Source organism: Zavarzinia marina, assembly GCF_021568905.1.
Classification (GTDB): Bacteria; Pseudomonadota; Alphaproteobacteria; order Zavarziniales; family Zavarziniaceae; genus Zavarzinia; species Zavarzinia marina.
The window spans coordinates 382,911-395,579 of the sequence record NZ_JAKGSB010000002.1 but is presented as its reverse complement, the minus strand read 5'-3'; the positions used below and the strand labels follow the sequence as shown (position 1 = coordinate 395,579).

Sequence of the window (12,669 nt, the reverse complement as noted above, 5' to 3'; positions counted from 1 at the left end):
TAGGGAGTTTTTTCGGTAGGAATGCTCGATTTTCGTGCCACCGATATGGCCCAAATTTCGTGGCGATAGGCAGGCACACCGCGATGCAATGGCTTATTGTATACATGACGGGTGCGGTTCGGCGCCCCAGCAATTGCGGCACTGTCGAGGGGGACGGATAGTGGCTGTCGAAAGCGTCATCGGAAAGCGCCTGAAGGAAGCCCTGTGCGCGAGCACGGCCTTGCTGCCGGTACGTGTGGCCTTGTTGGCCGGTCTGGCCGGGGCTGCGGCCGGACATGGCGGGACGGCCGTCGCCCAGGATCGCCTGACCCTTCCCAACGGGGGCGTGGTCGCCGCCGGATCGGCCGCGATCCGCAAGCCGGAAGCCGGCACGATGATTGTCGACCAGGCGAGCGATCGTGCCGTCGTCGACTGGCGCGGCTTCGACGTCGGCCAGGATGCCACGGTCCGTTTCGAACAGCCGAACGCAGGCGCCATCACCGTCAACCGGGTCACCCAGGGCGGCACCAGCCTGATCGACGGGCAGGTCTCGGCCAACGGCCAGGTGGTGATCCTCAATCCGTCGGGCGTGCTGATCGGCCCCACCGGCCGGATCGACGCGGCGGGCGTGGTCGCCTCGACCTCGCGGATCGACGTCGACGGCTTCATGGCCGGGGACGAGAACCTGAGATTCACCCCGGGCGGTGATCCGGGGGCGGCCGTCGTCAACCAAGGCGCGATCACGGTCGAGGGCGCGGGCATCGCCGCCCTGGTCGCGCCCAACGTCGAGAACCGGGGCACGGTGAAGGCGACGGCTGGGCGGGTGAACCTTGCCGCCGGCGATACGTTCACGCTGGATCTGGCGGGCGACGGGCTGGTCGAACTGGCGGTGACCGGCGCCGGCCAAAAACTCCAACAGGCGGGCGTGGTCGAAGGCACGACCGTCGTCTTGTCGGCGGATGCTGCGTCCGATGTCGTTTCCAGCGTAATCAACGTCAGCGGCATCACGCGGGCGACGGCGATCGGAGTCGACGGCGGCGCCATCGTGCTGGATGGCGGCGCGGGCGCCGTCACGATCTCGGGCGAGGTTGATGCGTCGGCCGGGCAGGCGACGGGCGCGGGCGGCACGGTGACGGCGACGGGCACCGGTGTCACGGTGGCGAGCGGCGCCAAGGTGAAGGCGGATGGCGCCTCGGGCGGCACGGTGCTGTTGGGCGGCGATGTCCGGGGCGGGAAGGACGCAGGCAAGAAACTGAGCCCGGCGCCGGTGCCGACGGCACGGTTGACGACCATCGAGGCCGGCGCCACGGTCAGTGCAAAGGGCACCGACGGGGCGGGCGGCAACATCGTCGTCTGGGGCGATCAGGTCGCGAAAGTTTCGGGCAGCCTGTTGGCGGGCGGCACCACGGCGGGCGGCTTTATCGAGACCTCGGGCCTCGAGGTGCTGATCGACGACGCCACTGTCGACGCCGGCGTCGGCGGCACCTGGCTGACCGATCCGGACGACTTCGTACTGCATAGTGGGAATGCGCCGACCTATGCCTCGGCCCTCGACGGCGGCACCAATGTCCTGATCGAGACGACGGCGTCGGGCACGGGCGGCAACGGCGACATCTTCGTGGCTGTCGGGGGCGAGATCGCATGGTCTTCGGCAGCCACCCTTGAGCTCTCGGCCTATCGCAACATCGAGCACAGTATTGGCGCGTCGTCGGCACCGTTCACGGCCCTCGGCGACGGCCATCTGATCCTGCGAGCCGACAATTCGGGCATCGGCATCGGCTCGTTGGGGCTGCTGAACGCGCCGTCGATGGCGGCCGGCAGTACTTACGAAATCTTCTACAACCCATCGAGTTACGCGAGCCCGACCGCCTTCTCGGATGGCGGCGCCGGCACCTTCAACGCCTATATGCTGGTGCATGACGTCGACGACCTGCAGGCGATGGCGGACAATCTGGCGGGCACCTATGCGCTGTCGAAGGATATCGACGCCAGCGCCACGGCGGGCTGGAACGGCGGCGCCGGTTTCGTCCCCGTGGGTACCGAGGCGATGCCCTTCTCGGGCACGCTGAACGGCCAGGGCCATATGGTCAGCGGCCTCTTCATCGACAATGCGACGGCGAACAACGTCGGCCTGTTCGGTGTCGCGGCAGGGACGATCGCCAATCTGGGCCTCGTCGATGCGGATATCACGGGCAGCCTGTCCGGCGTCCCCGGCTTCCTCGACGTCGGCGCCCTGGTCGGCCATTCCTCCGCCACGATCTCGAATGTCTTCGTCACCGGTACGGTCACGGCCGACGGCATCGACGGTTCGACCGGCGGCATCGCCGGCTACAGTGATGGCGCCATCACCGACAGTTTCTCGATCGCCGATGTGAATGGCGGCACGCGGGACAATGTGGGCGGCATCGTCGGCTATTCCGACGGCGGGGCGCTCGCCCGCACCTATGCCGGCGGCACGGTGGCCGGGGCGAACAATGTGGGCGGGCTGTTCGGCCGGGCCAAGGACAATGCGATCAGCGACAGCTATGCAACGGCAGCTGTTACGGGCGGCAGCAATGTCGGCGGCCTGATCGGCTATGGCGAGAGCGGCGTCACCCTGGACTGGGTCTATGCCAGCGGCCTGGTGACGGGCACGGGCGGGGCCCTGGTCGGTGGCGGCAGCGTCGGCACGCCGACCACGGCCTATTGGGATTCGGGCACCAGCGGGCAGGGGGGCGCCGGCACCGCGGCGACGGATGTCGCGGCCGATCGCTATGACCACGACACGAATTACGCCGGCTTCGATTTCACCGACGTCTGGTACCAGATCGACAGCGAGACGCGGCCGATGCTGGCCGGCGAATATGCGACCACCATCGTAGCGCCCCATCAGTTGCAAATGATGGCGCTGGATCCCGCCGCCGACTATGTGCTCGCTGCCGACATCGATCTCGCGGGCACGGCCGACCTCGCCGACGTGTGGAGCGACGCGGGTTTCGTGCCGGTGGGCGATTCCGATACCGCCTTCTCCGGTGATTTCGACGGCCAGGGCCATGTCGTCGGCAGCTTGTTCGTCGACAATGCGACGGCGGATGACGTCGGCCTGTTCGGGGTCGTGGCGGGGACGATCGCCAATCTGGGCCTCGTCGATGTGGACATCACGGGGGCTTTCGATACCGGCGCCCTGGCCGGTACGGCGAATGGCAGCATCGTCAATGTCCACGCCACCGGCCGGGTGACGGGGACAGCCGGCGGCGGTTCGCTCGGCGGCCTTGTCGGCGACAGCACCGCGAACATCAGCCGAAGCTGGACCAATGTTACGGTCGACGGCGACAGCAGCCGGTCGAGCACCGGTGGCCTGGTCGGCAGCGCCACGAACTGGATCGCCGAATCCTTCGCGCTCGGTTCGGTCTCGGGCGGCAACAACACCGGCGGCCTGGTCGGTTCCGCCCGGCCCTATTTGACGGTTTCCGACACCTATGCCACCGGGGCGGTTTCGGGTGGAAATAATGTCGGCGGTTTGCTCGGTGAGGCGAGAAGAGATACCCGGTATGGCGGCGTCAGGCTTTGGCGCTCCTACGCCACCGGACAAGTCACTGGAACAAATGGTGTTTCCGGCTTGATCGGTTATAACGAGGTCTTTGTGATCGTTCATATTGTGTATGAAAACGAGATCATCGACAGTTACTACGATAGGGAGACGACAGGCGTTACCGGCGGCGCCGGGACCGGGCTGACCACCGCCGAGTTCCAGACGGGGACACTCCTCCAGGGCGGGGTGCTGCCGAACGTCTTCGGCGAAGGGGTCTGGGCGACGGACAGCGGCCTCTATCCCTATCTTACCTGGTACTATCCCTCGGGCGTGCAGGCGGTGACCGGTAACCTGCTCGGTGCGCAGGGCGCGGTCACGAGTGGACACCGGGTCTCGGTTTCCACCGGGGGTGAGACGCTGGCCAGCGGCTATTCGGGTGCCAACGGCTATTATTACGCGGCCCTGCCGGCGGGAAGCCTCGCCGATGGCGTTGATCTCCTGATCTATGGTGCCGATTTCGCGGCGGCAAGGCTGGCGACCGCCGGCGCGGGTCTGGTCGCCACGGAGGCCGACCTGCTGTCCGGTCATCTGATCGGCGCGACCGATGTCGAACTGCTGTCGGCCCTGCCGGATCCAAGCGGCCTCTTCGCCGCCGCCGACACCATCGCCAGCGGCGACGACGGGGCGGTGGCGACATTGGCGGCGATCGCGGGACGGGTTGCCTTTTTCGCCGAAGGCAGCGCTTTCTCGATCGACGTGGCGCCGACATTGAGCGCCGATTTCGCGCTCCTGACCGCCGAGGCTGTGCCGCTGTCGGTCGATGCGGCGGTGACCGTGCCGGCCGGACGAGCCCTGAACCTGATTGCCGGCGGCGATCTGACGGTCAATGCCGCGATGGCCGCCGACGGTGGAACCCTCGGCCTGAGCGCCGGCGGGCGGCTTGCGGTCAATGCACCGATCACGGCGAATGACGCGGCGGCGGTCGCACTCGGTTTCGACGCGGCCGATCCGGCCAATCTCATGTTCCGGGGCGGCGCCGCCCTGACCTTCACCGGCACCGGCGGCTCCCTGTCGATCAACGGCGAGGCCTATACGCTGCTCACCTCCATGGCGGAACTCGATGCCATCGACGGTGTCGATGCCACCGACGGCTCGGGCTCGATCGTCACCGCCACCGGCCGCTATGCCCTGGCGCAGGATCTTGCGGCGGATGCGGATTATGGCCGCGCCCTGATCGGCACCAGTGGCAACCGCTTCGGCGGCATCTTCGAGGGCCTGGGCCATACCATCACCGGCCTGACCGTCGACACCGCCACGGCGCAGAATGCCGGTCTCTTCGGTTCGTCGACGGGAACGATCCGCGATCTCCGGCTGGAAAATGTTTCGATCAATGGCGGTGGTGACAGCGGCGGCCTGATCGGCCGCGCCCAGGGCGACACGGTGGTCTTCGGGGTCCATGTCGACGGCACGGTCACCAGCAACGGCAGCGGCGTCGGCGGCGTGATCGGCTCCCTGGGCGACAGTTTCTACATCGGTTACACGGATGCCGATGTCGACGTCACGGCCCCGGGCGGCAATCATATCGGCGGGCTGATCGGCTTTTCCGCCAGCGGCAACGGCGTGGCGACCAATGTCCACGCCCATGGCGACATTTCGGCGCTCGGCTATGCGGGTGGCCTGTTCGGGTCGACCTATGACGGCTTCTCCATCACCGACGCCTATGCGACCGGATCGGTCACCGGCATCGCCGAGCGGATCGGCGGCCTGATCGGCTCGAACTCGGCCGATCTCAGCCGTGTCTATGCAACGGGCAAGGTCACGGGACCACCCAGCGTGGCCGGCGGCCTGATCGGCTATGCCGATGGCAGCCCCACGCTGGTCGATGCCTATTTCGACATCGACACCACGGATCAGACCGTCAGTGCCGGCGGCACCGGCCTCGGCACCGGATTCGACAGCCCCTATGCCCTCGCCAGCTACGGCGCTTTCGATTTCGACACGGTCTGGTACATCAGCGACGGCAATACCCGGCCCATCCTGCGCAGCGAACACACGCTGACCATCCGCAACAGCCACGATCTGCAGTTGATCGCGCTCGACCGCGGCGCCGACTATGTGCTCGCGGCCGACATCGATTTCGGCGCGGCCTTCGCCGATGGCGCGGACATGTGGAATCCGGATGGTGCCGGCTTCACGCCCCTGGGCAGCGGCATCGCCTATTTCAAGGGCAGCCTGGACGGCGGCGGCCATGTCATCGACGGCTTGATCGTGCATGCGAACACTGGCAATGCCGGCCTGTTCGCGACCACCTATGACGCCGAATTGTCGGATCTGGTGCTGTCCAACGTGTCGATCACGGCGCCGGGCCATGCCGGCGGTCTGCTGGGTCGGGGGCTGCGCGGCACCATGATCACGAACGTCGAGGTCACGGGCACGGTCGCGGCGGGGGCCTATGGCGGCGGCGTCGCCGGCCTGCTGACGGGGGATATCACCGATGCCGTGGCCGACGTGACGGTCACGGGCGGCCGGGGTGCGGGCGGCCTGGTCGGTCTGCTCGACAGCGACAGCCACCTCCTGCGGGGCACCGCAAGCGGTACGGTGAGCGGCGATTCGGCCCTGGGCGGCCTGGTCGGGCGGTTGCGCGGCACCGTGACCCAGGGCACGGCGAACGGTGATGTGACGGGCACCGGCATCTTCGTGGGCGGGCTGGTCGGCTTTGGCGAAGGCGGTACCGTCACGGACAGCCTGGCGACCGGCGCGGTCGAAGGCAATCGCAATGTGGGCGGCCTGGTCGGCACGCTCTCGGGCATGGTGAGCGACAGCACGGCGCAGGGCGATGTCACGGGCGTCCGGGCCGTGGGCGGCCTCGTCGGCTTGATCAATCCCGGTGGTGTCGTCCTGCGCGGCACGGCCAACGGCGCGGTCGAGGGCAGCAGCATCCTGGGCGGCCTGGTCGGACAGTCGCGGGGCATCGTGACCGAGGGCACGGCGCATGGCGCGGTGACCGCGACGGGCAATTATGCTGGTGGCCTGGTGGGCTTCAGCGATCAGGGCGCGATCACGGACGGCCTTGCGACTGGTGCGGTCACGGGCGACAGCTATGTGGGCGGTCTGGCCGGCCTTCTGGATGTCGCGGTGGTGGGCGGCACGGCCACCGGCGCGGTCGCAGGCGACACATTCGTCGGCGGCCTCGTGGGGCGGACCTTCGCCAGCGTCACCGATGCCATGGCGAGCGGCGACGTCGAGGGCGCCCGCGACATCGGCGGTCTGGTCGGCTTCGGCGGCGCGACCGCCACGATCACGAACAGCACCGCCCTGGGCGATGTCACGGCGCTGGTCAACGGCGGCGGTCTCGCGGGCGAGATGTATGGAACCGTGGCCAACAGCCGCGCCGCCGGCACCGTGCAGGCGGAACAGGGGGCCGGCGGCCTGGTGGGCCGTCTCGATGGGCTGGTTCGGGAAAGCTATGCCGAGGGCGCGGTGGTCAGCGGCCTCGACTACACCGGCGGCCTGGTCGGTCACGGCAGCGCGTCCGCGCGCATCGAGGACAGCTATGCGACGAGCGCGGTCTGGACCACCCGCTATGGCGGCGGCCTGGCCGGCCGGATGCGGGGTACCGTGGACGGTGCCTTCGCGTCGGGCCTGGTCCACGGCGGCGATGGCATGGCCGGCGGCCTCATCGGCTGGCGGGAGCGGGGGGCCGTCGTCAACGACGCCTATTGGAACATGCAGACCAGCGGCGTGATGGACGGCGTCGGCGTCGGGACGCCGGCGGGCCAGGGGCTGGACGCGGCGGCGCTGTCGTCGGGCCTGCCCGGCGGGTTGGACGATACGCTCTGGGGCCATGCCGAGGGGATATCCCATCCCTATCTGAAGTGGCGCTTCGCCACCGGCCCCGCGGTCGCCAGCGGAACGGCGCAAGCCGGTGCGGCGGTGGCGCTGGCGATAGACGGCGAGCGTGTCGGCACGGCGGTCGCCGGGGCGGACGGCCGTTTCTATCTGGCGCTCGATGCCGAACCCGCGGACGGTATGGTGCTGGCCTGGTACGATGACTGGATGGTGACCATGGCGACGGGCGTCGAAGCTTCGTCCCTGGTCGGCGCGGCGGCGGCGGATCTCGAGGTGGCCGGGGCGTCGGATCTGGCGCTGGCTGATCAGAGCCTCCGGCTGCGCACGGCGCTCGGATCCCAGCAGGCGCTTTCGGGTGCCCTGGCGGGCGCCGCGGGCGAGCTTGCGGGCCCCGCCGCACTCTTCGATGCCAGCGGCGGCGATCTGGTCGGTGTCGAAGGGATCTCGTTCGAAATCCATGCGACGGCCGCTGCCTTCGATCTCGACGGCACGCTGTCGACCCGGGGCACGGGCACGATCGATCTGTTCCTCGACGGCGCGGACGCGAGACTCGATCTGACCGGGACGGTGTCGAGCGAGGCGGCCGGCTATGGCGCCGTCATCGTCGCGCCGCGGATCTTCGACCAGGGCGGCGCCTTCGCGCTCGCGCCCGACGGCTATTTCCTGATCTACGGGGCTGCGCCGGAGGACTCGGAGTTGGGGTCGCTGGGCGCGACGGCGACGATCTTCGGCGCGACCCGCGCGGATCTGGCCCCCGGTGAAGGCGCCACCGCAGGTCTGCAGAACTGGCTGATCTGGTCGGCGCCGGCGCCCTGACCTGCAGGGCAGGGCTGGTCGACACTCGGTATGAAGGGCAGCGAATTCGATGGACGCGGACGTCCCTCCGGCCTCCACCGGCCATACCCTGCGGGCCCCTCGGCGGCGAGGGGAGACGAAGGGGTGAGGCGGCTGGCCCGGGCCGGTCTGGCGGCGTGCCCCGTGATCGCGATCGGCGCCGCCCTCGCGGCCGGGCCGGCCAAGGGGCAGGTTCTGCCCGGCAAGGCGGATCCGGGGCGGGTGTTCGAGCAGGTGCCGCCGCCGCCGGCCGAGCCGGCCACCGCACCTCTCGTGGTACCGGAAACGCGGCCGGAGGTGCCGCCCGAGGGGGCCGAGGAACTGCGCTTTCGCCTGGTCGGGATCACGCTCGAGGGCAATGCGGCGCTGGCGACGGCGGATCTTCGCGCTCTCTATACCGATGCACTCGGCACAGAGGTCTCCCTGGCCGATCTCTATGCCATCGCCGCGCGGATCACGGCCGCCTATCGCGCCGAAGGCTATATCCTCAGTCAGGCGCTGATCCCCGCCCAGCGCATCGAGGGCGGACAGGCGACGATCCGAGTCGTCGAGGGCTTCGTCGATCGGGTGATCGTGGACGGGGACGATCCTTCCGGCCGGATCGCCGCCATGGGCGGATTGATCGCGGCCACCCGGCCACTGACCGCAGCGGCACTGGAACGACATCTCCTGCTGATCCAGGATCTGTCGGGGGTCTCCGTGCGCTCCGTACTGGCTCCTTCGGCGACGGTACTGGGCGCGGCGGACCTGACGCTCGTCGTTACGCGGAATCCGGTGGAGGGGTTCTTTTCGGTCGACAATCGGGGATCCGATACTCTCGGGCCGTTCCAGATTGCCGTGGGATTGCAGATCAATGATCCGATCGGCCTGGACGGTGAGGCGGGGTTGACCCTGTTCATGACTCCCGCCGACGATGAGCTCTATTTCATCCGGGGCCGTATCCACCAGCCGATCGGCCACGATGGCCTATCCCTGAACCTGGGCGCATCGGTCAATTGGACCCATCCGGGAGCCGATCTCGCGCCCTTCGACAATGACGGGCGCTCGGTGGCCCTGGATTTCGGGCTCGACTATCCGCTGGTGCGCTCCCGCGCCCTCTCGCTCAATCTGTCGCTGGGCCTCGACTGGCGCGACACCTGGTCGGATTTCTTCGTCTCGACCGCGCGAACCCGGGTCTACGACGATCATCTGCGGATCCTTCGAGCGGGCATGCGGCTCGTGGCGGTCGACGGCCTGGGCGGCCGCGATACGCTGTCTTTGAAGCTGGAGCAGGGCCTCGACGCCTTCGGCGCGAGCAAAGCCGGCGCCCTCGATCTGTCGCGGGCGAACGGGAAACCCGCGTTCACCGTCATCGGCGGCGACCTGCATCGGACCCAGCCCCTGACGGAGGACCTCGCCCTCGTCACGCGGGCGCGCTTCCAATATGCCTTCGATCCCCTGCTGGCGTCCGCCGAGATCGGCTTTGGCGGCAACCGTTTCGGTTCGGCCTTCGAGCCGTCGGAGATTACAGGCGACAGCGGTCTCGGCGGCCGGCTGGAGGCGATGTGGCTGTGGGCCCTCGATGCGGACGAGATCGACGCGACAGTCTACGGCCAGACCTACGGTTTCGTCGAAGGGGGGGCGATCTGGCAGCGGTCTTCGCCGGCTACGGAGAGACGCCGCGACTCGCTGTCGTCGACCGGGCTCGGCACCAGGGCACAGCTCGACATTGGGCTCTTCGGGGGATGGGAAGTCGCCTTCCCGCTCCATCATCCGGCGGCGTCGGCCGAACCCGGCTCGGCCCGCCTATTCTTTCAACTGGGGGCAAGTTTCTGATCATGAAGACCGGGAATTGGCTGATTGCGTTGGCCGGATTGGTGTTGACGCTCGGCGGGATCACGGCGCGGGCCAGCGAGGAGGCGCCGGCGCCGGATATGGAAACCCAGACCTTCGGGGCCTGGACCATGCGCTGCGTGACACAGGAGGGCGCAGTGCCGCCATGCGACATCGGGCAGGCGGTGACCAATCGCGATACGGGCCAGACAGTGATGCGGGTCTCTTTCGCCTATCTCGCGGACAAGGGGCAATATGCGGTTCAGATCCTGCTGCCCCTCGGCTTCCTCATTCCATCAGGCGTTCTGGTGCGCATTGAGGAGGGGCCGGACATCACGGACTGGCCGGTGACGCGCTGCGGACCGCAGGGATGCCTCGTCGAGAAGCTGGTGGCGGCGGATGTGCTCGATCCGTTCCGGGCCCATGACAAGGGTTCGGTGGCGGTGCTGGACGTGCAGGGCAAGCCGATCGCCTTTCCCCTGTCGCTGACGGGCTTCACAAAGGCGATGGACGCGATGACCGCACGCAACAAGGCCGAGTGAGTGAGCGAGCAAGGCGCGGAAGAGCACGGCTTCTCCGTGGCGCGCAGGGCCGCGGGGCGGTTTCCTGAGGCGCATCGGCCGTCCGTATTCCGATCTTGCTACCAGTTCATGGTGGGCGCGGCTGGGATTGAACCAGCGACCCCTACGATGTCAACGTAGTGCTCTCCCACTGAGCTACGCGCCCTCGCCATGTCGGCGGACCTCAGCCTCGCGTACGTCGATCGTCTTGCGTACGTCGGTCCGGGGACCGGGGCGGTGGGAATTGCCCTCGGCCGGGAGCCGCGTATTTAAGGGATCGGCCGGGCGCTTGCAACAGTTTTCGTGCGGGATTTTGCGGCGGGTCGAGGCTTCGGGCGCGTGATCGGCAGGTCGGGCCTTCACCTCGGGCCCGGTTCGGATCATTCTAGGGTGTCGTCAAGCCGCTTCGAGAACCCATTCCGTGTCCATCGCCACCGTCCTCACTCCCGATACCGACTTTCAGCCCGCGCCGCGCGGGCAGGACGACGGTGCGGCGGTCGCGGTGCTGCGGCCGGCGGCGGGCGTCGACCCGCGTCCCCTGGTGCTCAGTTCGCCCCATTCGGGCGCGATCTATCCGGCGGATTTCCTGCGCCAGTCGCGGCTCGACCCGGTCAGCCTGCGCCGCTCCGAGGATTGTTTCGTCGATCGCCTGTTCGCCGGCGCCCCCGGCAAGGGCGCCACCCTTGTGCGCGCCCTCTTCCCGCGCGCCTATGTCGATCCCAACCGCGAGCCCTACGAGCTCGATCCCGCCATGTTCCGGGACACGCTGCCGGCCTTCGCCAATACCCGCTCGCTGCGGGTGCTGGGCGGGCTCGGCACCATTGCCCGGGTGGTCGCGGACGGGGCCGAGATCTACCGCGAGAAGCTCGCCTTCGCCGATGCCGAAAACCGCATCGCCCAATGCTATCGGCCCTATCACGCCGCCCTCGCCGAGGCGATTTCCCGGGCCGAGCAGTGCCATGGCATGGCCGTGCTGCTGGACTGCCATTCCATGCCTTCCGCCGCCGGGCCCGGCGGCGCGGGCGGCACCCGGGCCCGGCCCGACATCGTGCTGGGCGATCGCTTCGGCATGAGCTGCGCGCCCGAGGTGATCGAGACGGCGGAGACGGTGCTGCGCGATCTCGGCTATCGGGTCGGGCGCAACGACCCCTATGCCGGCGGCTATATCACCCATCACTACGGCCGCCCGCGCCGGGGCCGCCATGCCCTGCAGATCGAGATCAGCCGCGCCCTCTACATGGACGAGCGCCGGCTGGAGCCGACCGACGGCTTCGACGGCCTGAAGGGCGATCTCGACATCCTGATCGGTGCCCTGGCGGACATGCCGGAACAGGGCCTGAAGCCCGAATTCTGAGCACGCCGGTGACGGAGGCGCCAAGCCGGGGAAGCGTGGTCGTGCGGCAGGCCGTGGCGGGCGACCTGCCGGCCATCCGGCGCATCTATGCCCATCATGTCGAGACGGGCTTCGCCTCCTTCGAGGAAGTGGCGCCCGACCTTGCGGAAATGACACGGCGCTTCGAGGCGCTGCGCGCCGCCGGCTTTCCCTATCTGGTGGCGGCCGATGGGGACACGGTCCTCGGCTATGCCTATCTCGGGCCCTATCGGCCGCGCAGCGCCTATCGCTACACGGTCGAGGATTCGGTTTATGTCGCGCCGGAGGCCATGGGGCGCGGCGCCGGGCGGGCACTGCTCGTGGCGCTGACCGCGGCGGCGGGGGATTGCGGCTTTCGCCAGATCGTCGCCGTCATCGGCGACAGCGCCAACACAGCTTCCGTCGGGCTGCACGGCGCCCTCGGCTTCGTCCATCAGGGGACATTGCGGAACGTCGGGCTGAAGCGCGGGCGCTGGCTCGACAGCGTGCTGATGCAGCTCACCCTGCCCGCGTGACGGGTGGGAACCAAAAAAAGGGGCCGCGTAGAACGCGGCCCAAGTTTAGGGAGGAAACGCCCAGGAAGGGCAGCGACACCAGCAAGCTGATGCCGCGATGCACAATATGACATTGCGGCGCGGAAAAGCCAAGCCCCGTTCTTGAAAAAATTGTCTGCAACGGCGCAAGCCACTGACAAACAAGAATGTTTCAAATTAGAGCAAAGTCTCGAAACTTATGAGCCGGAATCCGGGAGG

5 protein-coding genes and 1 tRNA gene are annotated in these 12,669 nt (G+C 68.3%); 5 read left to right on the top strand and 1 reads right to left on the bottom strand.

The genetic code is table 11. The annotated features are described in order from the left end of the window. Positions 1 to 160 precede the first annotated feature (160 nt). The 3 genes from L2U69_RS07630 (at position 161) to L2U69_RS07620 (ending at position 10,527) form a co-directional block, all read left to right on the top strand. Complete coding sequence (locus tag L2U69_RS07630; protein ID WP_236106191.1) at positions 161 to 8,155, top strand: two-partner secretion domain-containing protein; 7,995 nt, start codon at positions 161 to 163, stop codon at positions 8,153 to 8,155. Between the two features lie 123 nt (positions 8,156 to 8,278). After that, complete coding sequence (locus L2U69_RS07625) at positions 8,279 to 9,988, top strand: ShlB/FhaC/HecB family hemolysin secretion/activation protein (protein WP_236106190.1); 1,710 nt, start codon at positions 8,279 to 8,281, stop codon at positions 9,986 to 9,988. A gap of 2 nt (positions 9,989 to 9,990) precedes the next feature. Further along, positions 9,991 to 10,527, top strand: coding sequence for an invasion associated locus B family protein (locus L2U69_RS07620; protein ID WP_236106189.1), 537 nt, complete (start codon positions 9,991 to 9,993; stop codon positions 10,525 to 10,527). Between the two features lie 109 nt (positions 10,528 to 10,636). On the opposite strand, the gene L2U69_RS07615 is transcribed toward L2U69_RS07620, so the two are convergent. Beyond that, positions 10,637 to 10,711, bottom strand: a tRNA-Val gene (locus tag L2U69_RS07615). A gap of 255 nt (positions 10,712 to 10,966) precedes the next feature. Here L2U69_RS07615 and L2U69_RS07610 point away from each other — a divergent pair. Further along, entirely contained in the window at positions 10,967 to 11,899 is a 933-nt protein-coding gene (locus tag L2U69_RS07610) for an N-formylglutamate amidohydrolase (protein ID WP_329605376.1), read from the top strand. Between the two features lie 41 nt (positions 11,900 to 11,940). After that, the gene (locus L2U69_RS07605) at positions 11,941 to 12,432 is read left to right on the top strand and encodes a GNAT family N-acetyltransferase (protein ID WP_236106188.1); all 492 of its coding nucleotides are present in this window, start codon (positions 11,941 to 11,943) and stop codon (positions 12,430 to 12,432) included. Positions 12,433 to 12,669: the final 237 nt, after the last annotated feature.

Bases quoted from the DNA above. Each gene is read 5' to 3' on its own strand.
- L2U69_RS07620 (WP_236106189.1), top strand. From the start codon at position 9,991: ATGAAGACCGGGAATTGGCTGATTGCGTTGGCCGGATTGGTGTTGACG.